The organism is Paenibacillus dendritiformis (assembly GCF_015845845.1).
Lineage (GTDB): Bacteria > Bacillota > Bacilli > Paenibacillales > Paenibacillaceae > Paenibacillus_B > Paenibacillus_B dendritiformis_C.
Window position 1 is genome coordinate 1 of record NZ_LDIG01000248.1, and the last position, 26352, is coordinate 26352.

Sequence of the window (26352 nt, forward strand, 5' to 3'; positions counted from 1 at the left end):
TCATGGCCTCGTCTGCGCGGACGAAACCCATAGCTATGTTCGGAAAATGCAGGGTCAAACACCGGTGTCAATACTTGCGTTATTGCTTGTTGAATGAATCGGTCTGTCACGGTTGGTATGCCTAATAGCCGAACTCCCCCGTTCGGTTTCGGGATTTCGACCCGACGGACTGGACTTGGCTCATAGGTTCCCTCTTTCAAGCGGTGACGGATTTCTTGCCAGTTTTGCAGGATGTGGGCTCGTAACTCTTTTACGGCCATTCCGTCTACGCCGTGGCTTCCTTTGTTCTCCTCCACACGTTTCAGTGCAGTTAGCAAGTTTTCCCGTGACAACAGCAACTCCATCATTCGTGACATACTCCTCGCGTGAATTGTTCTTCTGTTCATGCCGCTGTAAGCTCAGCCCTTCTGGATACCCTTGCGTATTCACCGCTACTTCCCCAGATAGGTCTCCGAGAATAAAAACAGGAGATTGTCTGCCTTCATTGCTTACATTCGAAATCCAAGTTGTTCAATTCCTATAACATGTTCAGTCCTTCCGACCGTTGACGTCACAACCGTCGTACTATGACCTCTGCTGACTTCTGTATGTTCAGTCTGCCTTCACAGGCAGATTTACAGAGTTACTCTGCGTTCATACAGATCTCCCCAGGTAAGAGCGCTATCTTCCTCTCCATCTATCTGCTTCATTTACTTTCGCATGCCTTCGGCAGTAAGGACTTTGGTTTGTTTGGCAACCTCATCCAACATGCGCTAGCCTTATATGAAGTTCGTGTTCCTCAGACCGGAGATTTGCCGCCGACTTCCTTCAGATTCGACCTCACGGTCGACACCCTTGTCTTAAGCTACGGCTACTACTGCCTTCACCGTTCGGGACTTGAACCCTAGAGATAGCGCCCATGCTGGGCGCACCAAAACAAGCCGGAGACGTCACCCGTCTCCGGCTTTCTTTTCGAATCGAAAAATAATAGAAGTGCTATTGCAAAAATTGCTCCAATGTCGTTCCTTCGTTATATATCGCCTCAGCGGCATCCTTCCCGACATACCGGATATGCCATGGCTCGTACACGTAGCCGGTAATCGATTCGCCATCCTTCGGATAGCGGATGATGAAGCCATACTCATGGGCGTGCTCCGCAAGCCATTTTCCTTCTTCCGAATCGCCGAACACCTCTTCCAACACGTTGCCTACGCTTGGGCTGGATACGTCAATCGCCAACCCGGTCTGGTGCTCGCTCGTTCCCGGGACGGCACTGACGCGGGAAGCGTACTCTTTCCCTTGCGTCTCGACATAATGATTGAACAGCGATTGCTGACGCTGATACGAGCGGTAGCCCGAGACGGCGTTCAGCGTGATGCCATCCTGCTCCGCGCCGGCGAACAGCGCTTCCAGCGCTTCGGCCGCTTCCTTGCGCATGTGGCGCTTCTCATGCGGCTCATCGAATGAGAACTTGACATTCGGCTCTACCAAATCCGGAGGCTCGTATCCATCCGGCAAATACCGCTCCTTGTTGACGACAACCATAATCGATTCTTGATTCGTTACGACGGCTCGTCCGTCCACTTCCTGCACCGTATTCGCCAAGGCGAATTCCGACTTCATCTGCGCAATAGCGTCGATGGCTCCTTCCTTGTCCGTATCGATCCCGGATTCCGCTGAAGGTTCAGGATCGGGGGATGGCGTCAGGGCCGGATCAACCTCGGTCTGACCCGATTGCGGCGCTCCCGATTGCGGCGCTCCCGCCTGTCCGCTGCTCGATGCCTGACAACCGCTAAGCAAGAGGGCTGCACCCAATGCTGCGATTAGACACCGGACTGCCATACGGTTCTGGTTCATTCGAGTATCCCCTCTCTCAATCTTGACTCGCAGCTTGCTGCTAGATTGAGAGTCTATTATATCGCATTCTATCAGCGATTTCGAATAGTAAGAGATTTACCGCTTTCCCTGAATAGACTGTCACACTTCTCCGGTTCAGGCGATATGCTGTAGTACGATCGCAACGGAAGGAGCCGCCATGCAATCAACTTGGACAGCCCGCCCATGGGCTGTACCTGCAGCGGAATCAGCTGTGCCGCATTGAACCGCAGTCACAATCCCGGCCGCCGCTATCTCGGCCAAGGAGGTGATATCAGATGAAGCAGAGACATCCGGTAATTGGAATTTTCACATACCGCAAGGGCACCCGGTTCATGGAATCCTTCGTATTCCGCCAATGGGTGGAGATCGGCAGGAAGCTGGGGGCTAATGTGTATGTATTCAATGAATCAGACATCCGCCTCCGCCAAAAGCAGATTCGCGGGTTCAAGTTCACCCGTTCCGGCTGGACTGCCGCAATGGAGCCTTGGCCCGACATCGTCATCGACCGAAGACGCTGCAATTGGAACGCCGCCTTCCGCATTATGCGGAACCGCTCGCTTTTCCCCTATGCCAACGATAAATTCGTGCTGAAGTCCAAAGCGTTGGAAATGTTCTCCGAGGATGAAAGAACCGCCCGCTGGCTTCCGAAGACATTGCCTTATTCCGAACGGAATCTGAGAAGCATGCTGGCCCAATACCCGCTTATCTATGCGAAGCCCAACAATGGAACCGGAGGAATGGGCGTCGTCCGCATCCAGGCGAAGCAGGGCAGGTATGAAGTCTGGGGACGGGAACGAAGCTTCGGATTGCGCAATGTCCGGCTGCGCCATCGGGGCGAGGTCGTTCGCTGGCTCGCGCATTGGACCCGGTCGCAGCGCATTCGCAACGGCTCATTCGTCCTTCAGCAGGGCATAGATACAGAGCTTCTCCCCGAAAGAACCGCCGATGCCCGCGTCCTTCATCAAAAAAACGGAGAGGGCGAATGGGTAACGACAGGAATGGCTATCCGCGTCGGCACGCCGCGCAGTCCGAATTCCAATCTGGCGGGTCAACGGGGCAGTGCAGCGCTGCCGTTCCTTCCATTCATGGAGAAGCATTTCGGGACCGAGCAGGCGAAGGCCATTGAAGAGGAATGCCGTTGTCTGGCGCAGCGCCTGACCGAAGTGATCGAAGAAAAGATTGGCTCCCTGTTCGAGATCGGGATCGACCTGGCCGTAGATAAGTCCGGCAAGATATGGCTGCTGGAGGTCAATCCGAAGCCGAGCCGGGATCTGTTCCGCAAGATCGGCGATAAGGAAGCGTACCGGAATGCATTGACGTACCCGATCGCTTATGCGATGTATTTGGCGCGGAAGCGATATGGGAAGGCCGGGCACAAGATTGTCCAAATTCATGATCAGCACAAGGAAGAGAAAGCCGTCCCGGAACAGGAAGAAAAACAAGAACAGCAAGTTCTACAAGTAGAACAAGCGCAACAAATACAGCAAGTGCAACATGTTCAACGAGCCCAATATACGCAATATGCTGAACAATTGCAGCAGGGGCAACAAAAGGTACAAGATGCGCGACAGGTACAGGAAATACAAAAAGTACAAGAAACTCAACAGGTAGAACTGATACAAGAAGTTCAAGCAGTTCAACAGACAGAACAAATACAAGAAGTTCAAACAATTGAACAGATAGAAAAAATACAAGAAGCACAAGGAGAAATAAAAGTTCAACAAGGCGAACCGCAATCAAAGCAACAAGAGCCACAACGGCAGCAAGTGCAACCTCAGCAGGAACCGGTGCAGGAGCAAAAGAAAACGCTGATGCATGAGGAAGAGCAGGAGCGCCTCGTGCGGGTCAACGGACACAACCCGAATTCGGAACGCGAAGAGGCTCGCCCATCCCGCCCATTCTCGCATCGCTCTGCCGATGCCCCGGCCTCCTGATTCAGTATAAGAACCCGCCAGGCCGATCCGGCTTGGCGGGTTCTTCGTCGGGGCCTTATAGCCTTAGAGCAATTCACTGACGCTTCCTCTGCAAAAGCTCAATCGTTGTTGTTTTCTGCAATGCGGGGTTACACGGATACGCTCCCTTGGCTTGGCGCCGATTCTGTGTTGAAGTCGATCTCCCCGTCCGGCTCGCGATGGAACGCCTCGCGGTCGAATTCGCCCTCGCTGCTGGCGACAAGCAGGGAGGCGACGGTCGTTCCGGTCGCATTCACCGCGGTGCGGGCCATATCGACGATCGCATCGATACCGAGCACAAGCGCGAAGCCTTCGAGCGGAAGACCGGCCTGCACCAACACGACCGTCGTCGAGATCGAGGCCGGGCCGGGCACGCCGGCAACGCCGACGGAAGCTAACGTCGCGGCGCCAATGATGAGGAGGTAATCGGCGATATTGAGATCAATGCCGTAGACCCGGGCGATGAACACGGCGACGATAGCCGGGTAAATCCCGCCGCAGCCGTTCATGTTGATCGTCGCCCCGAGCGGCGCCACGAAGCTGGCTATCCGATCCGAGACCTTCATCCGCTTCGTAATTACTTCCAGGTTGACGGGCAGCGTCGCGTAGCTGCTCCGCGTCGTGAAAGCGACCGCCATCGTCGGGTACGCCTTCTTGAAAAACCGGATCGGATTGACGCGGGCGCCGAATGCGACAAGCGATCCGAACGTAATTATCATATGGATGAGGCACGCCGCATAGACAGCAATAATGAACCAGGCCAATTCCTTCAGGGTAGACAGTCCGTATTTCGCGGACATCGATGTCATGAGCCCAAGCACTCCGTAAGGCGTCAGCCGGATAACGAATTTGGTGACGCGGAACATAATATGAGAGAACGACTGGAAGAACGAGCGAACCGGCTGCACCCGCTCCGGGTTCCGCGTCCCTTCGTATATGATGGCGACGGCGATGAAGGCGGCGAATACAATGACCGGCACCACTTTGCCTTCAGCCATCTCGTTAATCGGATTCGACGGAACGAGGTCAAGCACCACCTGGCGGAAGCTCGGAATCTCGCGCGCCTGAAAATCTTGCTCCCCTTCGCCGTTCTGGGCGATGCCGGAACCGGGATCGATAACAAGCGCCGTTCCCAGGCCGATAACCGCCGCGATCGCGGTCGTAGCCAGGAAGAGCGCAATGGTCTTCGTCCCGAGCTTTTTCAAGACAGCCGGATCTTTAACGGACGTGATGCTTGTAATGATTGCGGCGAAGACGAGCGGCATGACCACCATTTTGATGAGGCTGACATACAGCGAGCCCAGAATGCTAATGTCCGAAGCCGCCGGACCGAACAGCGCCCCCAGCGTCAGCCCGAGCGCCATCGCCAGCAGCACGCGCAGGCCGAAGCCGACCTTGTTCTTCGCCAGCCACCACAGCAGAATGACGAGCAGCAGGGCAACGCCCCAGCTTGCGTAGACATTCCAGTCCCGCAATGTAATCCAAGATTGTTCGTTCATGATCCGCCCTCCTGATAACTTATAATTCCAACGTGTTTAATCGGTATTATAAGAATAGGAAGGATGATCGTCAATTGTTTTTTGCCCGGAGCCGACTGGCACCTGCTTCGCGTAACGTTCGGGAATGCCGCCCCAGGCAGACCAATATGCGCCGACATAATACGGGGTCGTCTCCTTTGAATGGCGTCCCCGGCCCGGCTCTCAGCCACGCGATGAGCCTGAAAAAAGGATTGAGCAGAAGGGAATGGGGATTGGCTATCGGGCGTTGGTGGATGATGATGTAGATTCGGATTGATGATTCGTGTTGGAGAGGCGGCGGCACAGGGCCGGAGCGCTGATTTGTGTTCGTGGTTGGCGGAATGAGTCGAAGTACTGAACCTTGTTAGCGGTTGGCGGGAATGACTAGTACTGAATGACTCGGTTGTCGGTGGCGGTAAAGAGTCGCAAGGCTGATTTTCGCAATTTACTAGCCTTATCGGCGATCGCTTTCCAAAAATGCTGCAAATGTGCAGGTTTCCGCCCCAAACCGATTGGCGATAAATGGAATGCTGCAAATATGCATCAATTTGGAGCAATTCGGCCTCAAATTTCGAGTTAGAAGGGAAAATGCTGCTCTTTTGCAGGAATTTGGCGGAAATGTGCTTCTTAATCGAGGAAAAACTGTATTTTTGCATCAATTTTCCGGAGAGCCGCTTCAGTAGCGGATCAGAGACACCTCAGAGACACCTCAGAGCTACCTAGAGCTACCTAGAGCTACCACAGAGCTACCTTAGAGGTACCTGAGAGCTACCTAAGAGAAGGTACCTATCGATCGGCGCAATGGGACGGTGCAAGCCGCTTCATCAACCTAGGCCTCCACGTGCCATGAACAAAGGGCCGCTCCCTTCACGGGAACAGCCCCTGATGCGATATATCCGGTTGGCGGCGCAGATTATTTTTTCAGATTGTCCCAAGCCTTTTGGAATTCATCGAACATTTTATCCTTGTCGGACTTGCCCGCGACATAGGCCTGGATCGAGTTCCCGAATTCCTGCGTGGCGCCGTCCGGGTATTTGAACCAGTTCCAGCTCAGGACGCGATTGTCCTGGCTGTACTTCATCACATCGGCCGCGATGTCGCCCAGATCCTCCGCCGTCGCGTCGATCGTCGACATCGCCGGAATGAACTTGAACTCCTTGGCAATATACTGCTTGCCGATATCGGAGGTAACCATCCAGTTCAGGAACGTCTTCGCTTCTTCCTTCACCTTGGAATTCTTGTTGACGACCCAGTTGTTCGGCACGCCGACGAGCAGCTTGTCATTTTTGGCCGCATCATTGTCTATCGGCATCGGAAGGACGCCGAGATTCAAGTTCGGATCGATGCCGTCGATCTGAACCTGGGTCCAGTTGCCCTGCTGCATCATGGCGGCTTCGCCCTTCGCGAACAGCGTCACCTGCGTGTTGTAGTCGGTCGTCAGCGGGTTTTTGTTGCCGTACTTCACCGTCAGGTCCAGCAGGTTCACCCAATTCTCGAACTCCGGGTTGCCCTTGAATTTCGCGCTGCCGTCGCTCAGCCCCTCAATAAAGGCATTTGTATCCGGCTGCTGCGCGAAGGCGACATTCAAGTTATGAATCCCAAGAATCCACCATTCCTGATAACCGTTGGCGAATGGCGTAATCCCGGCGGCCTGCAGCTTCTTCGCGGCTTCTTCCAGCTCGGCCAGCGTCTTCGGCAGTTCGGTAATACCCGCCTTGGCGAACAGATCCTTGTTATAAATGAAGCCGTACCCCTCCAGGTTCATCGGCATGCCGTACAGCTTGCCGTCCTTAGTCATCGGCTCCTTCGCCAGCGGGAGCACATCCTTCACCCATGGCTGATCCGACAGATCCTCCAGATGCTCGAACCAGGTCGTCAGCTCCTGAAAGCCGCCGTTATTGAAGATGTCGGGCGCGTCATTGCCCGCGAATTTGGCCTTCAGCGCGGCGCCGTAATCGGCTCCGCCGCCGACCGTCTGAATATCGAGCTTAATATTCGGATGCTCCTTCTCGAATTCCCCCTTCAGCCGGTTTAGCGCCTCCGCGATTTCAACCTTGAATTGGAAAATCTTCACCGTTTTCACGTCCTGCTTGGCGCCCTCCGCCCCGGATGCGGAGGAAGCATCTCCGCCCGCATCCTTTGCTCCGCAGCCCGCGAGCATCACGGATACCGCCAGAAGCATGACCAGCGACCATTGTGCCATTCGTCTCATTTTGCCAGACCTCCCCTTATGTGTATACCTGATTTTGTTGCTGTTGTGCAGCTTATCTGTCTGATAAAGGTAGTGAAAACCGGCGGTCCGCCGCCTGCGGCGGGACAGCCGCTTGATTCCTCTCCAGTATAGGCCCTTTTTGCAAACGGTTACACCGAGAGAATTGACCGAACAGGTGCAATTCATTGACCATTGAATACAGGGTCCTCAGGGCCAGAGGTTCCCTGGAGCCGATGGATCATGATCTGCCGATTGAGGCATACCGCTTACCCTTTGACCGATCCGGCCGTAATCCCTTCGATAATATATCGCTGCATCGCCAGGAAGAAGACGACGATCGGCGTAATGCCCAGCACGAGCGCCGGCAGCGCCAAATCCCATTGCTTCGTGTACTGCCCGAAGAACGCATAGGTCGCCAGCGGAATGGTGCGCAGCTCCGCGCTCTGCAGCATAAGGGACGGAAGCAGATAGTCGTTCCAGATCCACAAGCTGTTCAAAATCGCCACCGTCACGAACATCGGCTTCAGCAGCGGCAGCACGATCCGCCAGAATACCGCATACGGGGAACAGCCGTCGACGACCGCCGCCTCTTCAATTTCCGCCGGAACCGACTTGACGAAGCCGTGGAACAGGAAGATCGAGAGCGGCGCCCCGAAGCCGAGATAACAGATAAGCAGTCCCCAGATGCTGTCCATCAGATGCAAACTTCCCGTTACCTTCACCAGCGGGATCATGATGGACTGGAACGGAATGACCATCGCCGCCACGAACACCATGAACAGGAACCGGTTGAACCTGGAATTATGCCGCACCATCCGGTAAGCGGCCATGGCGCTGAAGAGGCCGATAAGCAGAATGCCGGCGACCGTCACAAGCAGCGAATTGCCGAACGCCTGCGGGAACTGCGTGATCTCCCACGCCTTGCGGTAGTTCTCCCATTCGAAGGAGACGGGCCAGCTTGCGGCATTGCTCAGCAGATCGCCGAACGATTTGACGGAGTTCACCAGCAAAAAATAAAACGGAACGAGAAAGACTAGTCCGGCCAGCACCATCAGTCCTTCGGTCAGGAGCAGGCGGACGCCGTATTTGCGCGCGGATTCCATCAGCTCTCCACCTCCTTGCTCTTGGTGATTTTCACCTGAATCAGGGTAATGACGGCGACGATAACGAAGAACAGGAGCGCTTTGGCCGTCCCGAGACCGTAGCGGTTATTTTGGAACGCCTCCAGATAAATGTTCAGCGCGACCGATTCCGTCGATTTGAACGGGCCGCCTTTCGTGAGCGACAGGTTCAGGTCGAACATTTTGAACGACCAGGAGATGGCGAGGAACAAGCAGACCGTCACCGCCGGCATGACGAGCGGCACGATGACGTGGCGCAGCACCTGCCCGCGGGAAGCGCCGTCAATCTCGGCCGCTTCGAGCACATCCTTCGGAATGTTCGTCATCGCCGCGATGTAGATCACCATCAAGTAACCGGCTGTCTGCCAGACAAAGACGATAATAATGCCCCAGAATGCCGTCGTCTCGTCGCCGAGCCACGGCAGATTGAAGAAGCCGATGCCCGTCAGCTCGCCGATCGCGGCGAAGCCCTTGACGAAGATGAACTGCCAGATGAAGCCGAGCAGCAGGCCGCCGATAACGTTCGGCATGAAGAAAACGGTGCGCAGCGCATTGCGCAGCTTGAGCGGCTTTGTCAGCACGTAAGCGAGCAGGAAGCCGATCAGGTTCGTCAATACGATACCTGCCACCGTGAATCGCAGCGTGAACCAGAAGGCCGGAAAAAAATCCGAATCCTTCGCGAAAATTTGTCTGAAATTATCGAGTCCCACCCAGGTTACCGACCCCGACACCCCATTCCAGTCGGTAAAGGAATAGTACATGCCGAGCAGGAACGGAAAGACGACGATAACGGTAAAAAAGAATGCCGCCGGGCCGATGAAAAAAAACTGTTGTCCGACTTGGGACCATGTTTTGCGCGACATTCGCCTCTCCCCTTTTCATGTCATGAGTTTCATTCGTGTTCAGGAATACCTCTAGTATGACGCCCCATGAAAGCGGTTGCCACCGTTGCTGGTGAACGAAAAGGTGCAATATATTGACCGCCCCGGGCCGAACGGTTACACTGTGACCGGAGGAGTTGAACATCCATGCGCTGGAACAGCATCCGCACCAAGCTTATTCTCTTCATGCTGATTGCGACGATCGTGCCGACGGTCGCGACGATGGTCGTGTCCTACAGCTATACGACCGACTCATTGAAGCGGCGGGCCATCGAAGAGAACCGTCAGCTTATGTTTCAGGGGAAGACCAATCTCGGCAATTTGCTGGACAATCTGAACCGGACCTCGCTGGCGGTCTATACGGATCATGAATTTTTCCGGCAGCTCGAATTGGGCTATGACGACTACACCGCGGAAGCGAATACCTATGTCTCCTTGCAAAATATCGCCGCCGCGATGGGCGACATCTGGCAGGTCTATTTATACCGCAACAAGCAGCAGCGGGCGACGCTCGTCATCCAAAGCCTGCCGCGGCGCATGCATGACGTCGCCCTCGACGAGGACGTCCGGCGCTATGCGGAGGATGGGATAAGCATGCAGCCGACCCATCTAAGCGGAATGTACGGCTTCAACGCGTCGCCTTATTATTTCCCGAGCGTTCAAGTGTTCACGCTCCATCGTCCCATCTACCGCATGCCGTCAAGCGAGAGGATCGGCTACCTGTCCATCGACGTCAAGTTGGAAGCGCTGTCTCGGATTGCGGAGCAGCTTTACGCCCGGGACAAGGAGCAGTTCTATTTGATCGATGACGAAGGCATCATCTTCTATTCGGGAGATCGGGAGGCGATCGGGCGCCCGTTCCAGGAAACCGGACACGATCTTGCCCCGTTCCTGGCATCGCCTAGCGGCAGCAACGAAGCGGACGGCTCTCTCTTCGTTCATGAGCGGGTCGAGACGCCGCTGGTCAATATGACGCTGATCAAAATCATTCCGAAGCATGTGCTGCTGGAGGAAGCGAACCGGGCCGCCGTCGTCAACATGCTGCTAATCGCGCTCTCGCTCGTCGTCATCATTATCGCGACGATTATCGTGTCGTTCCGGATTACCCGGCCGATCCGCCAGCTCGTTCGTTATATTAGCCAGGTGCAGACCGGCAATCTGCACGTCGATATCCAGCCTGCCGGCAATGACGAGATCGGCGTCGTATCCAAGCGCTTCCGCAATATGGTGGACAGGCTCAACAATCTCATCGTGCGCGAGTACCAATTGGAGATCGCGAACAAGACCAATCAGCTGAAAGCGCTGCAGGCCCAGATCAATCCGCATTTCATGAATAATGCGCTGCAATCGATCGGCACGCTGGCGCTGCAGCACAAGGCGCCCCAGATTTATAAGCTCGTCACGGCGCTTGCCCGCATGATGCGCTACAGCATGTATACGGAGGAGAGTATCGTGACGCTGCGGGAGGAGATCGAGCATGCCAAAGCCTACCTGCAATTGCAGGCGCAGCGGTTCGAGAACGCCTTCGACGCGCGCTTCGAGCTCGATCCGGCCACGCTGGATCTGTCCGTGCCGAAGATGACGCTCCAGCCGCTGATCGAGAATTATTTCAAGCACGGGCTGGAGCAGGAGCGCTCCGGCGGCTGGCTGCGGATTGGAAGCCGGATCGTCAGTCGGGAGGCCGATGGCGAAGAGGCGGGAATGATCGAGATTACCGTCGAGGACAACGGCCGCGGCATGCCGATGCAGCGGCGAATCGAGCTGAATGAACGGCTGGATGAGGTCCATCCGGAGCGGCTCGGCATCCGCACGAGCCACGATCTGTGGCGGGACGCGGCAGCCGACGAGACCTCGTCCGGCATCGGTCTCGTCAATGTGCTGACCCGGCTGCAGTTGTTCAGCAACGGGCAGGCGAAGCTGCGGATCGAGGCCGTCGAGCCGCACGGCACCCGCATCATGATACTCATCAAGGGGGAGCTAGATTCGAATGGAAGCGTTAATCATTGACGATGAAAAGCATGTCCGCAAGGCGATCCGGCTGCTGGTGGACTGGGAGCATCACGGGATCACGGCGATCCACGAGGCGCAGGACGGCATGCAGGCAATCGAGCTGATGGCCGCCCGCAAGCCCCAGATCGTCATGACGGACATGATGATGCCCCGGCTCGACGGAACCGGGGTGATGGAGTGGATCAGCCGCCATGCCCCCGCCTGCAAGGTGATCGCCGTCAGCGGCCACGACGACTTCGCGCTCGTGCGCCATACGCTGCAGCATGGCGGCATCGATTATATTCTGAAGCCGATCGATCCGGAGGCGATCAATGAAGCAGTCGCCAAGGCCGTGGCGGCGTGGCGGCACGAGGAGGCGGAACGGCAGGCCAGCCATATGCAGCGCATGCAGGTGAACGAGTTCAAGCCTCTCGTCTCGGAGAAGCTATGGTCCAGCCTGCTGGATGATCCGGCGGTGTACGAAGCCAACGTCCGCCGGCTGGCGTCGGAATTCGGCCTCCCGGCCGGCATCTCCCGCATCCGGCTCGCGATCGCCTGCGTGCCGGCGGGAAGCCGCGAATTCCGCGGCAAATTCGGCGATGATGTCCAGCTTCTGTTCTACACGCTGGTCAACATCGCCGCCGATTTTTTGAACCCGCCCGGGCGCGTGCGGGGCGCGGCGTTCCGCTACTGGAGCGCCGGAAGCGAGCTGGCGATCGTCCTCTGGGAGGACGCCGCCGAGCTGGAGGCCTTGCTCCAGCGCATCAATGCCGGCTTGGCGCAGACCGTGCAGCGGAAGCTGCACTTCGGGACAAGCGGCAGCCAGCCCTTCCCCGCCGGCCTGAACGCGGCCTACGCGCAGGCCAAGGAAGCCCTGGCGCGGCGCAATCTGATGGAGGCCGGCATCGAGGTGCATCCGTTCCGGAACGGAACGGAGCCAGTTGAAGCGTCTGCGGCGCCCATCCGGCTGGCCGCCGCCGCGGACGATTGGGCGCTGGCGGCGCAGAGCGGCCAGGCCGATCAGCTCGCGGCCGCCGTCCGGCGCTGGAGCGAGCCGCTGCGCAGCCGCGGCGCGCTGACCCCTGCGATGATGGCGCAGTGCCTGAAGGAATGGGAGGCGCTTCGCACCCGCCTCGTGCAGGAGGCCGTCCCGGACAGCGCGACGGCCTCCGGCCTGCTGGAGCGGCTGGAAGCCGAGGATCCGGTCCGTCAATTGGCGGAGCGGGATTGGTTGACCTGGGAGGAATGGGAGCGGCACTGGCTGGAGGCGCTGCAGCGGGTTGCGGATGCCCTGTCCGTTCACCAGGGCCGGGAGCAGCACATTATTTTCGATATCGCCCGCTATGTGGAGCAGCATTATAACGAGGATCTGTCGCTGCAGGATATGGCCCAGCGCTTTTATGTCAGCCGCGAATATATTTCCCGCAAGTTCAAGCAGCAGTTCGGCATTAATCTGTCCGACTATTGGACAGGCATACGGATCGAGAAGGCGAAGCGGCTTCTGCTGAACCCTCGTCTGCGCATCGCCCAAGTCGGAGAGATGGTCGGCTATCAGGACGAGAAATATTTCAGCAAAGTGTTCAAAAAAGTGGAGGGCGTCTCGCCCAACCTGTACCGCAAGCAGCATGGCGGAGCGTAACAGATAGAACAAGACCCTGAATCTGTGCCGGCAGGCAGAGAATTCAGGGTCTTGTCGGTTTATCCGGACGCCCCGGCACGGGCCTTCGGGCGCGAGCGCATCATTCGCAGCATGCGCGGACGATAACGGCGCACCAGATAGCGGAACAGAAAAAAACCCGCTGCGGTGAAGATGATGCAATTCACGACGGAACCGACGGCAAAATCAAGGCCGACCTCGCTCCACGAGTGAACGGCATCGGCGGCTTCGGCGTACAAGCCTTCGCCGGAACGGGAGTCCGGCAGCTCCACATGGCGGCCGCGCGACATCAGCAGCGATCCGACCGCATAATTCATATAGAACAGCAGCGGCCAGGCGAATGAGCCGACCCCAGCCGCGATCAGCGCGCCGGTCAGGCTTCCTCCAACCAGCTTAGTCAATCCGATTGACATCGCCGGGCCGGCGCCGAAGGTCGGGAACCAGCACGGAACGAAGCCGAACACCAGGCCTGACGCGATTTTGGATGCCCCTTGCCTGGAACGGAGCAGTTGAATCAACGCGCAGCGGAATCGACGAATCCATTTCATGGTCTCTCCTCTTTCACGTTCCGATAGAATGGCCGGCCACCCCCGGCCCTTCGTTCTATACGTTCCGGCGGGAGCGCCGTTTCCCTTTTCGGGCCTGGCTGACAAAATTGAAAGATTGCGGGACAGCACCGTTATTTTCGGGCGGCTTCGGTTATATTCTGTAATAGTACCTATGTTCAACCCCCACTATAACGTGTATTAGGAGGGAGCGCCATGTCCCGTTACCAATGGTGGAACATCATCGCGTTGGCCGCGATGATCGCCGTCAACGCTCTGGCCGAGTTCGCGCCGCTGAACGGCAAGACGACCGGCGGCATTTCCGATATGTTCCCTACGCTTATCACGCCTGCCGGCTATGCCTTCGGCATCTGGGCGCTTATCTATGCGCTCCTGATCGGGTATGCCGTCTATCAGGCGCGGCCCGCCAACCAGTCCAAGCCCATCCTGCAAGCCATCGGGCCGCTTTTCGTCATCAGTTGCTTGTTCAATATCGCCTGGATTCTGGTGTGGCACTATATGTATGACCGCATCTGGCTTTCTCTCCTGGCCATGGCCGGCCTATTCCTCAGCCTGCTGTTCCTCTACGTCCACACCCGGCGGCATAGAGCTGTGCCGGCAGCGGAGCGGCTGTGGGTGCGGCTGCCGTTCAGCATCTATTTCGGCTGGGTAAGCGCCGCCTTGCTCGGAAATACGGCCGTCGTCTTGACCGCTGCGGGATGGGACGGCTTCGGGCGCGGGAACGAGACTGCGGCGCTTCTGCTGCTGGCCGCCGGGGCGCTGTTCGCCTGGATCGTCGGAGGCCCGAACCGCGATCCGCTCTTCGTGCTCGTGTTCGTCTGGGCGTACGCCGCCATCGCCGTGAAGCATCAGTCAGCGCCGTCTATTTTCTATACCTCTCTCGGACTGGCCGTGCTGCTCGCCCTGCTTGCCTTATCGCTCGCCTTTACCCGCCGCGGTCCTTCGCCCTACTCCGTACCATAGCGGCACCGCTGTTGCCGGCTGACCTCTCATGAGCCCCCTTGAGTCAGCCCTCCCTTGAAATTCCGGCTTCGCTCCAAAAACCGGCAAGGGAGGGCGCGAAGTCACCGTCATTCGCAGATAATGCCTGCTCCGGCTCCGTTTAAGGGCATTCACCTGCCTTTGGCACCGGGTGCCGCGGCACCGCGATCCGGCTGCGGCTTCGGTCCGTTCCCGCCGCTCCGTCCCTCGCGCTTGCCCTTCCCCTTCTGCCTCAACCAGGCCAGAGCGAGCAGCAGCGCAGGATAGACAACCTGCACCGTGGCCGAGAGGAGTGGCTCGGTCGTCATGAACAAGTCGATCATATCCGGCATATTATCCGTAATCCAAAAGGTCATGATCACCATGAGCAGGCCGATCGGGAACACGATCGGGCGGTAGTCTTCCAGCTTAAACCACTGCGCAGTGCCGATGACCAGGATATAGTACCACGTAATCACCTGCACGAAGCCGCTCAGCACCCACAGCACCATAATGATAGCTTCCATATGCTCGAAAAAATCGCCCAGGCTGATGTAGCGGGAAGCGGCAAAGATAGGAAACGTGAACATGGAGGTTAGCGTGCCGAAAAACCAGAGACAGGTCAAATTGGTTACGACCATCGTGAACAGCATCAGCGCCACGGCCGACATGCCCCATTTCCACTTGCTCCGGTTCCCTTTGACGAAGGGGAGAATCAGGCCGGCCAGCGCGAACTCCATGAACCAGGTCAGCGGCAGAACCGAGCCTTTCCAGACCGGCTTCCACCCATGCTCCAGAACGGGGAACGTCTGCATCACATCCAGGTTCGGAATCAGCATAAGAGGGACGACGACGATAAATCCGAGGAACACCGGCGCAATCAGCATGGAGAACCGGCCGATCACCTCGATGCCGCCTCGAATCGCCACCGCGCAAATAAAGATGAAGCAGAAGACAACGACCGGCTGGGGCGTGCGGATCAAGACCGAACCGACGATGAACTCCCCGTATTCGCGCGTAATCAAGCCGGTGCCATGCCAGATGAAAAGCAGGACGATGAAGTTGGCCGCTCCGCCAAGCCACCGTCCGAGCAGAAGCTCTGCCTGCTGCACCAGCGTCAGATCCGGATAATAGGAATGCAGCTTCAGCACAACCGCCAAGGTAAGGAAGCCGGTCAACGATCCGATGAACGGGGAGATCCACATATCGTGCTTCGCGAACTGCGCGGATAAGGTAGGCAGCACCAGCACCGAAGTCGCTCCGACCATCAAATACAACAGCATGCTTAATTGCGGCCATGTAATCCTGCCCCGTTCCATCCCTTCATCCTCCCCCCTTCATCCACAACAAGATCGGCAAATAGATCCAATCGATAACCTGCCGCGGCAGATTCTGCTTGGAAATGAAAGAAATCGTCAGGCCGCACCCCCATGCGAACGCGGTCAAGGCGAGGAACGCCTTTTGCTCCCTCTTGCCGGTATGTTTGCGCCGCAGCCATTCGAACGCCAGCATCACCAAAACGATCAGGCTGATTCCCGCAAAAAACTTCATTCCCATTCAGTCTTCCCCCACCTTTTTCTTCATTGGGCTTGTCGCGCTTCCTGAGCGGGCGATATTCATGGATACGCTCGTATCCAGCACCATCTCGCTGTAAATGCGGCTCCACTCCTTTTCCATGAAGGCATTCCATTCCTTCGGATATTTGCGGTGGACCTTCTCGGCGAAATCGAAAATATCGGTCTGCCACTTCTCCTGCGTCGCGCGAACGGCGTGCTGAACCGTCTTGATAATCTGCCTCTCCATCTCTTTTTCCGCCTTCTCATTCTGCAGCATGTCCGTAATGTCGAAGCGGGAATTGTTCTGGACGACGTCCGCTTTCGCGCTTATCCGAATCCGCATCGTCAGCTTTTTGCCGTCCCAATACGGCGACGTATCAACGAGATTGCGCCTTACCCGAAGAGACAAGCATTCCTTGGGCGCGTCGCAATAGGAGATGTAGAGACGTTTATTTTCTCCCCGAAGCCACATCAGGCCCTCGGTCTCATTCTCGGACAGTCTGCCGACATAACGATCCTTGGAAATGATGCCCATGCCTACGACGGAAGGAACCCTGCCGCCCAAATGATTCGCGGTCCAGGAAACAAGCGGCGCATAGGCCGCCTTCGATTCGCCGTACAGCCGCTGCGCCGCCTCCAGCATGGAGACGCCAAGCGCTCTCCGCGATCGGGCCAAATCCTTGAACATGGCGGCTACATTCTCATGGAGCATCGTCTTGAACTGCAAAAAGTCGCTGGCCTTCCCCTCCGTCAGGAAAACGAAGGCATGCAGCCGCGGCGTCTGGAAGCGAAGCAGAAAGTCGATATGCTCAAGCAGCCCTTCTCTGGCCAATTCCTGGCTGATGAAGTAAATCTCTGCATGCCCCCAGAAAATATAGCGGGGCACATTGTTCTGAAGATTGTACAGCGCTTCGCCGACGGTCGATCCGCTCGCGGAGAAATGCGTCGTATCTCCCCCCTTCTCGCCGCCGGAACTGGAAGGATCTTGACTTTCTCCGCCTCCGCTCTTCGGGACAAAGACCTCCAGGCTGACTTGAACGCCGCCTTGCTCGGCCTTGTCGAAGGCCGCGGACAAGATGATCGTCAAATCTTCAATCTCGGTCCGATCCCAGCAGCCGGCAAGCAGCGCTCCCATCAGGACGACCAGCGCGCCAAGGAAGACATGGCGGACGGCGCGCAGGAGGTTCGGCATCTTCTTCGGCATGACATGCCTCCTTTCTCCAGATCATGCGAACCGCTTCAAGGGTGCGGATCGTTTTCCTCCCTCCGGTTCGGCTGCTGTCTGGACGCGGCGCCCTCCATCGGCAGGTCCTCTACCCATACCGGAAGCCGCAGCAAGGTATCCTTCAATTGCCGCAGGCGGATCGGGGAGAAGCCGGTCAAGTAAGGCGTCCCGAACGACTTGAGCGTCAATAAATGCGTCATCAGCAAAATGACGCCCATCATGAGGCCGAGCAAGCCGAGGAAGCCCGACAGCAGCATGATCGGGAAGCGAAGCAGGCGGATGGCGATCCCCATCGTATAATGAGGAACGAGGAAGGAAGAAATGCCCGTGATGGCCACGACCATGACCATCGGCGCCGACACGAGTCCGGCCAAGATCGCCGCTTGGCCGATGACGAGCGCGCCGACAATGCTGACCGCCGAACCAATCTGCTTCGGCAGGCGTGCCCCGGCTTCGCGCAGCGCTTCGAACATGACCTCCATCAACAGCGCCTCGATCAAGGCGGGAAAAGGAACATGCGCGCGGGCCTTGGCCATCGTCAGCAGCAGATTGGTCGGAATCATTTCCTGGTGAAAGGTAATGACCGATACGTACAGGGACGGTCCAAGCAAAGCGACGAACAGAGAGACGTAGCGCAGAAGGCGAAGCGCGGTCCCGAAGATGGCCCGTTCGTAGAAATCCTCGGACGCTTGCACGAAGGAGGCGAACAAGGCCGGCACGATGAGCACGACCGGAGAGCCTTGAACCAGGATGACGACCCGGCCCTCCAGCAGGTGCGAGGCAGCGACATCCGGCCGCTCGGTGGTGACCGCCTGCGGGAACGGGGAGTACGGATTGTCTTCAATGCTCTGCTCGACATAGCCGCTATCGATCACGCTGTTGAGGGAAATGCTGTTCAAGCGCCGCCTCACCTCTTCGATAAGCTGCTCGTTCGTCACGCCCTCGATATAGGCGAACGTGATTGCGGTCTTCGTCATCTGCCCTTTTTTCAGCGTCTCCATCTTGAGGCTCGGCGTACGGATGCGAAGGCGAAGCAGCGACGTGTTCGTCTGCAGATTTTCCACGAATCCTTCGCGCGGCCCCCGCACGACCGATTCCGCATCCGGTTCCTGTATGTCCCGCTTGTCCCATTGCATCGCTTCGATCGCGATGACGAACGAGGTCTGATGTGTAATGAGCAGCGTATAGGCGTTCAGCAGCAGCTCCAGCGCTTCATTCATCGATTCGACGGCTTCCGCCTTCGAGGTGAAGAGGGTATCGATGACGTCGCCGGGCCGGGGAGGCCGTCCTTCCGGCTCCCGGTATCTGGTGACGAGCGGCTGGACGACATGCTCATCGAGGCTCTTGTCGTCGATCAGCCCGTCGATGTACACGAGCGTGGCTTCCTCCCCGTTCTGGAACGCGATTGGCGAAAAGACGACGTCCGAACAACGTTCGAACAGTTGCTTCAATATTTGAATATTTTCCGTGCCTTCATCGGACCATTGGACCTTCTTGGCGTGTCCTGTCAACTGTTCCAAGGCGGTTCCCCCCTGTACCGGACAATCTTTCCTTACCCGTTAGATTGTGAAGGGTCTGGCCGTTTTATGCGTTGACATGTGCGGTGTGGCATGATATTATTCATCTCGAATTCAAGATATTAATGGATATTATCGTTATCTGCGTGAATCTGTTACTATAGTGGAGAATGACATTCATTTTGGAGGAAAGGAACGATTCGAAGTGAGCGAAAAGGAAAGCCGCGGACGCGGCGGAGCGGCGACTGTCGATCAGTCCTTGAAATTATTCGTCGTCCTGTCCCGGGCGTCGAAATCGCTGATGGATTTCGCGCAGCAGGACATGAAGCGCTATCAATTGAACCCTTCCGAATTTGCGGTTCTGGAGCTCCTTCATCATAAAGGCCCTACCCCGATTCAGCAGATTGGCGGCAGAGTGCTGCTCGCCAGCGGCACGATGACCTATGTCGTCGATAAGCTGGAGAAGAAGGGCTATTTAAAGCGGTGCCCGTGCGAGCAGGATCGGCGCGTCATTTATGCCGAGCTGACGGAGCAGGGAGCCGCCTTGATGCAGGAAATTTTCCCCAAGCACGCCCAGGCGCTCCACCAGCTCATGGAGGTTCTCCCTGCGGAGGAACAGGAGCAGCTAACCTCGCTCTTGAAGAAGCTGGGGCGGCATATCGCCCAAGTGAATACGAATCACTAGCCCTCGGACCTTATCCGGGGTCTGCTTTGCTTGCACGCTTCTGAACCGGATGCGCTCCGCAGCGATTGGACTGCGCGGCGGCCGGTTTTTTGTCTTGTCCCGTTTTTTTCACATGCAGAACGCGGTTGAATCCAGTACAATAGATCAATGCGGCATCCATGGTTAATGCCCCTGCCGGTGTCTTTGCCGTCTTGCGGCTGCCGCATCATCCAGACACATCTTATCCCGATAATCATTGTCTTCAACAAATATAGGGTATTGAAGGAGGATATGAACGCAATGACTATGAACGCGATGGCCCAAGAACGGTATGAAGCCTGGCTGAATGACGCGTCGATCGATGCGTCGACCAAGGCGGAGCTCGCCGGAATTGCGGGCAATGAACAGGAGATTACCGATCGCTTCTACAAGGAATTGGAATTCGGAACCGGAGGTCTGCGCGGCGTCATTGGCGCAGGCAGCAACCGGATGAACATATATACGGTAGGCAAAGCGACTCAGGGGCTGGCCCAATACTTGAAGGGCTCTTCCTCCTCTCCATCGGTGGCGATCGCGTATGATTCCCGCCACTTCTCCCCGGAATTCGCGCTGGAGGCCGCCCTCGTCCTCGCGGGCAACGGGATCAAGGCCTATATCTTCCCGGAGCTGCGCCCGACGCCGGAGCTCTCCTTCGCCGTGCGCCATCTGCAAGCGAGCGCCGGCATCGTCATTACCGCGAGCCATAACCCGCCGGAATACAACGGGTACAAAGTCTACGGCAGCGACGGCGGTCAGATTACGAAGGACACGGCGGGCCGCGTCATCGCCGAGATCCGCGGCATTCACAGCTTCGCCGACATCCGCAAGGCGGATCGGGCGGAAGCGGAAGCGGCCGGGCTGATCGTCTGGCTCGACTCGGCCATGGACGACGCCTACATATCAGCCGTCACCGCCGTCAGCCGGAATCCGGAGACGATTCGCCAGACGAGCGATCAATTCCGCGTGCTGTACACCCCGCTGCACGGGACGGGCAACAAGCCCGTGCGCGCCGTGCTGGATCGCCTCGGCTTCCAGCAAGTTCGCGTCGTTCCGGAGCAGGAGCTGCCGGATCCGAATTTCTCCACGGTCAAATCGCCGAACCCGGAGGAACGGGACGCTTTCTCCATCGCGATCGCGCAAGCGCAGGAATGGGATGCGGACATCATTATGGGAACGGACCCGGATGCGGATCGGATGGGAGCCGTCGTGAAGAACGCGCAGGGCGAATATGTCGTCCTGACCGGCAACCAGTCCGGCGCGCTGATGGTCCACTATTTGCTGGACGCCATGAAGACGCAAGGCGCGCTGCCGGCCAACGGCGCGGTCATCAAGACGATCGTGACGAGCGAGCTGGGGGCGGCCATCGCCAAAGCGTACGGCATGACGGTCTTCAATACGCTGACCGGATTCAAATATATCGGCGAGAAAATGACCGAGTTCGACCGGACGGGAGAGCACACATTCCTGTTCGGGTATGAAGAGAGCTATGGCTATCTCGCAGGCAATTATGCGCGCGACAAGGACGCCGTCATCGCCGCGATGCTGATCTGCGAAGCGGGCGCCTACTACAAGGCGCAGGGCAAGACCTTGTACGAAGTGCTGCAAGGCCTGTACGAGCAGCACGGCTATTATTTGGAGGCGCTGGAGACGCGCACGCTCAAGGGAGTCGAGGGCGTGGCCATCATCGGCGGCATCATGGACGAATGGCGGGCCGCGGCGCCGTCCTCCGCGGGCGGAACCGCCGTGGCCCGCACGGAAGACTATGCCGAAGGCCTGTATGGCTTGCCGAAGGAGAACGTGCTCAAGTTCCATCTGGCGGACGGCAGCTGGTTCTGCCTGCGTCCTTCCGGGACGGAGCCGAAGATCAAGATGTACTTCGCCGTCCAGGGCACGTCGGCCGCCGATGCGGAGCAGCGTCTGACGGCGCTTCGCCAGGACGTGATGGCGCGGATCGACGCCTTCATCGCCTCGAAGCAAGCCTAGCCGGGCTGGCCCGCAGCCGAACCGGCCATCGCTGCGGTCTCTCCCGTTCGCGGCTTCAAACAAGCGCCTAGGCCATCGTGGACGGCATCTCCCCGATGGCGCCCTGACAGGCCCGCTGCCTTCCGCTGCGATGTGGAAGGCGGCTTTTTTTTGAAGATCGAGGTTGCAACGGGACGCCAACCCGTCCATACTGAGGATTAGGCAGAATCCACCGAAATCGATGCAGGCTCTAGTCAGGCCTGGAAGGAAGGAGCTCGTAATCATGCAGCAAGAAACATTAGACTTATTCCGTACCTTGACCGAATTCCCGTCTGCCCCCGGCTTTGAACGGGAGCTTCGCGCCCTGGTGAAGCAAGAATTGTCCAAATATACGGATGAATTTGTCCACGATGCCCTCGGCAGCGTATTCGGGGTTATGCGCGGGGACGAGCAAGGCCCGCGCGTCATGGTCGCCGGCCACCTGGATGAGGTCGGCTTCATTACGACCCAGATTACGGCGAACGGGATGATCAAGTTCCAGCCGCTCGGCGGATGGTGGGGCCAAGTCGTCCTCGCCCAGCAAGTCGAGGTCATTACGCCGAACGGGCGAATCCCTGGCGTCGTCGGATCGATTCCAAAGCATCTGTTGGATGAAGCGACGGCCAATAAGCCGGTCGACGTGAAGCATATGTATATCGACGTTGGCGCCGACAGCCGCGAGGAAGCCGAGAAGGCGGGCATCCGTCCGGGACTTCAGATCGTGCCGGTCTGTCCGTTCACGCCGCTGCTCAATCCAAAGAAAATTATGGCCAAGGCTTGGGATAACCGCTATGGCGTCGGGCTGGCCATCGAGCTGATGAAGGAGCTGCACCGCGAGCGATTCGCCCTGCCGAACATCCTCTACTGCGGAGCGACCGTGCAGGAAGAGGTCGGTCTTCGCGGCGCGCGCACCGCGGCGAACCTCATTCAGCCGGATATTTTCTATGCGCTCGACTGCAGCGCCGCCAACGATATGACCGGCGACCCGAATTCGTTCGGCCAGCTTGGCAAAGGCGCGCTGCTCCGCATCTATGACCCGACAATGATTACGCATCGCGGCCTGCTTGAATTCGTACAGGATATCGCGGATACTCACCGCATCCCGTACCAGTACTTCGTGTCTCCGGGCGGCACCGATGCCGGACAGGTTCACCTGAGCGGCAAAGGCGTGCCGGCGACCGTCATCGGCGTGTGCGGACGCTACATTCATACGCCGGCTTCGATCGTTCATACCGACGATATCGATGCGGCGAAAGAACTGCTTGTCCAGCTTGTGAAGCATACCGACCGCACCACCTATAATACGATCGTCGAACGCTCCTAGCGTTCGCGCCGACAATAGAAGAGCGTGCTCCCGGCCCGGCCGGACGAGCACGCTCTTTTGTTCGTTCCGGCGGCCGCTATAGGCCGGCCCACGCTCAACGCTAAGGCTCCGGGGGTCGGCGGCGCGCGACCTCGGGCCTGCCATCGCCGCCGTCCTGCTCTTGTTCGCCGTCATGACCTATGTCAGCACCGACATTTATACCGTGCATGGACCGCAATGGATCGCCTTGCCGCTCTGGCCGGGGCAGCGCTCTTCATGGCAGGCCGGTTCATCAAGCGGCAGTGCGACGGCTGGGCATTCGTCATGACGGGAGCCGTCATTATTTTGTCCATGAGCAGCGTGTTCATCGGCTTGTTCCCGCGGGTGATGATCAGCTCGATCAGTCCCGACTATCATCTCACGGTATTCAATGCCGCTTCCGGCGCGTATTCCCTGCAGGTGATGACGTATGTCTCCCTTACGATTCTTCCGTTCGTATTGGGGTATCAGATCTGGAGCTATTATGTATTCCGCAAACGAATCGACGACAAGGAGCATCTGGAATATTGACGGGGAGCCGGGTTCTCCCTCATCCCCCCCTTGGCAGCCTGTCCGCTTCAGGTTACACTGTGAACAGAAGACGCGGAATGGCCGGGGCGATGGCGCCGTCTCATGCTTAGCCCAACCATCTGCTACTCTGTAAAAAAAGGGGAAACGACATGTCAACATACGCTTCAGACGCCTCTGCCTGCCAACAGGGTACGCCGCGCCAGGACGGGCTCCAACTGGCCACATTCGCCGGCGGCTGCTTCTGGTGCATGGTGAAGCCCTTCGATCAATGGGATGGCGTGCATGCCGTCGTGTCCGGCTATACCGGCGGCCATGTTCCGCATCCGACCTATGAGCAGGTCAAATCCCAAACGACCGGTCATCTCGAGGCCGTCCAGATCACATTCGATCCGGCTATTATTCCGTACAGCCAGTTGCTCGAGCTGTATTGGGCGCAGATCGATCCGACCGATGACGGCGGGCAGTTCCAGGACCGCGGCGAATCGTATACGACCGCCATCTTCGTCCATACCGAAGAGCAGCGCCGTCTGGCCGAGGCTTCCCGTGCGGAACTCGCGGCGAGCGGACGGTTCGACCGGCCTGTCGTCACGCCTATTCGCGATGCCGGCCCCTTCTATCCGGCCGAGGACTATCACCAGGACTATTATCGCAAAGAGCCTGAGCATTACGCGGCCGACCGCGCCCAATCCGGCCGCGATCAATTTCTGAAGAAGCATTGGGATAAGTGAACGGCATAGGGTGAGGCGCCTTTCTCGGCTCTTTTTTGGGGCAGGAGACGGGCGTCTTTCTTGTTGACGCCTTATGGCCTGTATCCCATCCTGTCAGGTTGCCAGGCCTCTGCTTCGCTATCCCAATCTTTCAGGTGACAAAGCCTATTGTTCGCTCCCCCATCGGTTAGGCAGACAAGCCTCTTTTATCGGTATCCCCTTCTGTAAGGTGGGCAGAGCCCTTTTTCGCTATCCCGCTCCGTCAGGTGGGTAGGCAGAGCCCTTTTTCCACTATCCCGCTCCGTCAGGTGGGCATAGCCTTTTTACACTATCCCGTTCTCCAGGTATTCAGCGTCTTTTGGTCGTTATCCCATCCACTCAGAGGAGACGAGCCACAGAGGCCTGCATAGGCTGATATGAGAACACACGGAATATGCATTAAAGCGGGAAACTTCACTGGCACAGTAAACAGGGGACATGACAGGAAGCGGATTGACGCCCTGAGTGGAGGGGAGATTGAGCATAAGGGCTTGAAAGGGGCTGAGTACCGATACGACAAAAAACGCAAGCCGCAGCGGGCTTGCGTTGATGTCCATCGAGAATGGCGCCGATGTTACAGCATTTCCTTGCGGAGCTGTTCAGGCGATTTCGGCGACAGAAGGCCGAATGGAATGTCGAATACGGTGCGTGCGCCGGCTTCTCCGCGTGCCGCCAGCTTGTGTACCGCCCGCGCATAGGCGACGAGCACGCTCGCCGTGAACTCCGGATTGCTGCCCAGCTTCAGGCTGAATTCCATCAATTGGGTCGTCCCTTCTCCGGTCACGCCGCTGCGGAGCACGTAACCGCCGTGAGGCATTGCCGAGTGATTTGCCTTCAGTTCCTCTTCGCTAATGAAGTTCACAATCGTCTCATAGTCGGAGAAGTAGTTCGGCATGTTTTTGATTTCCGCTTCGATGCGGGCCTTGTCCGCGCCTTCCTCGGCGACGACGAAGCACTCGCGCAAATGCTTGTCTCGCGTCGACAGCTTCGGCTGTTCCCCATTGCGTACGGCAGCTACCGCTTCCTCGGAAGGAATGGTGTACTGCACGCCGTTTTTGACGCCTTCTACGCGGCGAATCGCATCCGAATGGCCTTGGCTTACGCCGCGGCCCCAGAAAGTATATTCCGCGCCTTGCGGCAGCACGGATTCGAACAGCAGGCGGTTCAGGGAGAACAACCCCGGATCCCATCCCGTGGAGATGACGGCTACATGTCCCGACGCTTGTGCCGCGCCGTTCACGGCTTCGAAGTATTCCGGAATGCGCGCGTGCGTGTCGAAGCTGTCCACCGTATGGAACAAGCGTGCCAATTCAGGTCCCTGCTCCGGCAAATCCGTAGCCGAGCCGCCGCACAAAATCATGACATCGACTTTGTCTGTATAGGACTCCACTTCCTGTAACGATACGACCGGAACGCTCGCTTGCACCGAGCCCGGATCTCTGCGGGTAAATACAGCGACAAGCTCCATGTCCGGATTTTGCTGAATCGACTTCTCGACCCCTCTTCCAAGGTTGCCGTAACCTACAATACCGATACGTATAGCTGACATCGTATGTTCATCTCCTTCAACTTTTCTAACATAAGTATAATATGGACAAATGATTACCGACATAGATTATTCGGAGAACATATTGCACTTCATGTGCACTCTCAGCGTACGCCCGGCTCAGCTTCTATTATTCTGCCCGTCCGCCTGGACGCCATGCCGCGTCTTGGAACGCCAGCAAAAAAGGAAATGCCGCATGGGCATTTCCTTCGTGAAGACGATATGCACTTTATTTCTTTTGCACGGTAATGGTCCAGGACGCATCATCGATCTGCTCGAACCGGGTGACGCGGTGGCCGGCCTCGGCAGCCCAGCGGGGTATGCTCTCGGTTGCCTGGGTGCAGTCGAATTCGATGACCAGCTCGTCGCCGCTGTCTATCGTCTCGATCGCTTCCTTGGCCTCAATCAAAGGAAACGGACATACCATGCCTAGTACGGACAGTTTTTTCCCCATATCGTTATTCCTCCTTACG

22 protein-coding genes and 1 pseudogene are annotated in these 26352 nt (G+C 57.5%); 9 read left to right on the forward strand and 14 right to left on the reverse strand.

Annotated elements, in window-relative coordinates; all coding sequences use genetic code 11:
- Both ABD76_RS24580 and ABD76_RS24585 read right to left on the reverse strand, forming a co-directional pair.
- Nucleotides 1-347 (reverse strand): annotated as a pseudogene (locus tag ABD76_RS24580) (group II intron reverse transcriptase/maturase); the annotation flags it as partial.
- A gap of 628 nt (nt 348-975) precedes the next feature.
- Nucleotides 976-1836 carry a M15 family metallopeptidase gene (locus ABD76_RS24585; RefSeq protein WP_197259635.1) on the reverse strand — a complete coding sequence of 287 codons (861 nt, stop codon included), beginning with the start codon at nt 1834-1836 and terminating at the stop codon, nt 976-978.
- Nucleotides 1837-2132: 296 nt separating this feature from the next.
- On the opposite strand from ABD76_RS24585, the gene ABD76_RS24590 reads away from it, so the two are divergent.
- Nucleotides 2133-3791: a YheC/YheD family endospore coat-associated protein gene (locus tag ABD76_RS24590; RefSeq protein WP_197259636.1), complete on the forward strand. Its 1659-nt coding sequence runs from the start codon at nt 2133-2135 to the stop codon at nt 3789-3791.
- A gap of 128 nt (nt 3792-3919) precedes the next feature.
- Here the strand turns inward: ABD76_RS24590 and ABD76_RS24595 are convergent, their stop codons facing one another.
- From ABD76_RS24595 to ABD76_RS24610, 4 genes are all read right to left on the reverse strand, one after another.
- Complete coding sequence (locus ABD76_RS24595) at nt 3920-5308, reverse strand: dicarboxylate/amino acid:cation symporter (protein ID WP_197259637.1); 1389 nt, start codon at nt 5306-5308, stop codon at nt 3920-3922.
- A 931-nt stretch (nt 5309-6239) separates the two neighbouring features.
- Complete coding sequence (locus tag ABD76_RS24600) at nt 6240-7538, reverse strand: ABC transporter substrate-binding protein (protein WP_197259638.1); 1299 nt, start codon at nt 7536-7538, stop codon at nt 6240-6242.
- Between the two features lie 266 nt (nt 7539-7804).
- A complete protein-coding gene (locus tag ABD76_RS24605; RefSeq protein WP_197259639.1) occupies nt 7805-8641 on the reverse strand; it encodes a carbohydrate ABC transporter permease in 837 nt (278 codons plus the stop codon).
- Nucleotides 8641-9522: a carbohydrate ABC transporter permease gene (locus tag ABD76_RS24610; RefSeq protein WP_197259640.1), complete on the reverse strand. Its 882-nt coding sequence runs from the start codon at nt 9520-9522 to the stop codon at nt 8641-8643. Before ABD76_RS24610 ends, ABD76_RS24605 begins: the two co-directional genes overlap by 1 nt.
- Nucleotides 9523-9687: 165 nt before the next feature.
- Here ABD76_RS24610 and ABD76_RS24615 point away from each other — a divergent pair, with 165 nt between their 5' ends.
- Entirely contained in the window at nt 9688-11547 is a 1860-nt protein-coding gene (locus ABD76_RS24615) for a sensor histidine kinase (protein WP_197259641.1), read from the forward strand.
- Nucleotides 11528-13168: a response regulator gene (locus ABD76_RS24620; RefSeq protein ID WP_197259642.1), complete on the forward strand. Its 1641-nt coding sequence runs from the start codon at nt 11528-11530 to the stop codon at nt 13166-13168. The genes ABD76_RS24615 and ABD76_RS24620 overlap by 20 nt, the downstream gene beginning before the upstream one ends.
- A 59-nt stretch (nt 13169-13227) precedes the next feature.
- Here the strand turns inward: ABD76_RS24620 and ABD76_RS24625 are convergent, their stop codons facing one another.
- Nucleotides 13228-13734, reverse strand: a complete 507-nt coding sequence (locus ABD76_RS24625) for a DUF2062 domain-containing protein (RefSeq protein WP_197259643.1) — start codon at nt 13732-13734, stop codon at nt 13228-13230.
- Nucleotides 13735-13947: 213 nt separating this feature from the next.
- Between ABD76_RS24625 and ABD76_RS24630 the strand changes: the two genes are divergently transcribed.
- Entirely contained in the window at nt 13948-14715 is a 768-nt protein-coding gene (locus ABD76_RS24630) for a tryptophan-rich sensory protein (protein WP_197259644.1), read from the forward strand.
- 149 nt (nt 14716-14864) lie between these two features.
- Here the strand turns inward: ABD76_RS24630 and ABD76_RS24635 are convergent, their stop codons facing one another.
- Genes ABD76_RS24635 through ABD76_RS24650 form a run of 4 tightly spaced genes read right to left on the reverse strand, consistent with a single transcriptional unit; the run spans nt 14865 to nt 19013 of the window.
- Nucleotides 14865-16031 (reverse strand): GerAB/ArcD/ProY family transporter, encoded by a 1167-nt coding sequence (locus ABD76_RS24635; protein WP_197259645.1) that lies wholly within the window; start codon nt 16029-16031, stop codon nt 14865-14867.
- 4 nt (nt 16032-16035) lie between these two features.
- Nucleotides 16036-16269: a hypothetical protein gene (locus ABD76_RS24640; protein ID WP_197259646.1), complete on the reverse strand. Its 234-nt coding sequence runs from the start codon at nt 16267-16269 to the stop codon at nt 16036-16038.
- On the reverse strand, nt 16270-17472 hold the full coding sequence (locus tag ABD76_RS24645; protein WP_197259647.1) for a Ger(x)C family spore germination protein: 1203 nt from the start codon (nt 17470-17472) through the stop codon (nt 16270-16272).
- 35 nt (nt 17473-17507) lie between these two features.
- On the reverse strand, nt 17508-19013 hold the full coding sequence (locus tag ABD76_RS24650) for a spore germination protein (RefSeq protein ID WP_197259648.1): 1506 nt from the start codon (nt 19011-19013) through the stop codon (nt 17508-17510).
- A 202-nt stretch (nt 19014-19215) separates the two neighbouring features.
- On the opposite strand from ABD76_RS24650, the gene ABD76_RS24655 reads away from it, so the two are divergent.
- On the forward strand, nt 19216-19695 hold the full coding sequence (locus tag ABD76_RS24655; RefSeq protein ID WP_338125195.1) for a MarR family winged helix-turn-helix transcriptional regulator: 480 nt from the start codon (nt 19216-19218) through the stop codon (nt 19693-19695).
- Between the two features lie 10 nt (nt 19696-19705).
- On the opposite strand, the gene ABD76_RS24660 is transcribed toward ABD76_RS24655, so the two are convergent.
- A complete protein-coding gene (locus tag ABD76_RS24660; protein ID WP_197259649.1) occupies nt 19706-19855 on the reverse strand; it encodes a hypothetical protein in 150 nt (49 codons plus the stop codon).
- A gap of 119 nt (nt 19856-19974) precedes the next feature.
- Between ABD76_RS24660 and ABD76_RS24665 the strand changes: the two genes are divergently transcribed.
- From ABD76_RS24665 to msrA, 4 genes are all read left to right on the forward strand, one after another.
- On the forward strand, nt 19975-21696 hold the full coding sequence (locus ABD76_RS24665) for a phospho-sugar mutase (protein WP_197259650.1): 1722 nt from the start codon (nt 19975-19977) through the stop codon (nt 21694-21696).
- 262 nt (nt 21697-21958) lie between these two features.
- The gene (locus tag ABD76_RS24670) at nt 21959-23038 is read left to right on the forward strand and encodes a M42 family metallopeptidase (protein ID WP_197259651.1); all 1080 of its coding nucleotides are present in this window, start codon (nt 21959-21961) and stop codon (nt 23036-23038) included.
- Nucleotides 23039-23254: 216 nt separating this feature from the next.
- Nucleotides 23255-23587, forward strand: coding sequence for a cytochrome d ubiquinol oxidase subunit II (locus tag ABD76_RS24675; protein ID WP_242069790.1), 333 nt, complete (start codon nt 23255-23257; stop codon nt 23585-23587).
- Between the two features lie 149 nt (nt 23588-23736).
- On the forward strand, nt 23737-24315 hold the full coding sequence (gene msrA / locus ABD76_RS24680; RefSeq protein WP_197259652.1) for a peptide-methionine (S)-S-oxide reductase MsrA: 579 nt from the start codon (nt 23737-23739) through the stop codon (nt 24313-24315).
- 592 nt (nt 24316-24907) lie between these two features.
- On the opposite strand, the gene ABD76_RS24685 is transcribed toward msrA, so the two are convergent.
- Together ABD76_RS24685 and ABD76_RS24690 are read right to left on the reverse strand one after the other, a co-directional pair.
- Nucleotides 24908-25882 carry a diaminopimelate dehydrogenase gene (locus tag ABD76_RS24685; protein ID WP_197259653.1) on the reverse strand — a complete coding sequence of 325 codons (975 nt, stop codon included), beginning with the start codon at nt 25880-25882 and terminating at the stop codon, nt 24908-24910.
- 226 nt (nt 25883-26108) lie between these two features.
- Nucleotides 26109-26333: a sulfurtransferase TusA family protein gene (locus ABD76_RS24690; protein WP_197259654.1), complete on the reverse strand. Its 225-nt coding sequence runs from the start codon at nt 26331-26333 to the stop codon at nt 26109-26111.
- Nucleotides 26334-26352: the final 19 nt, after the last annotated feature.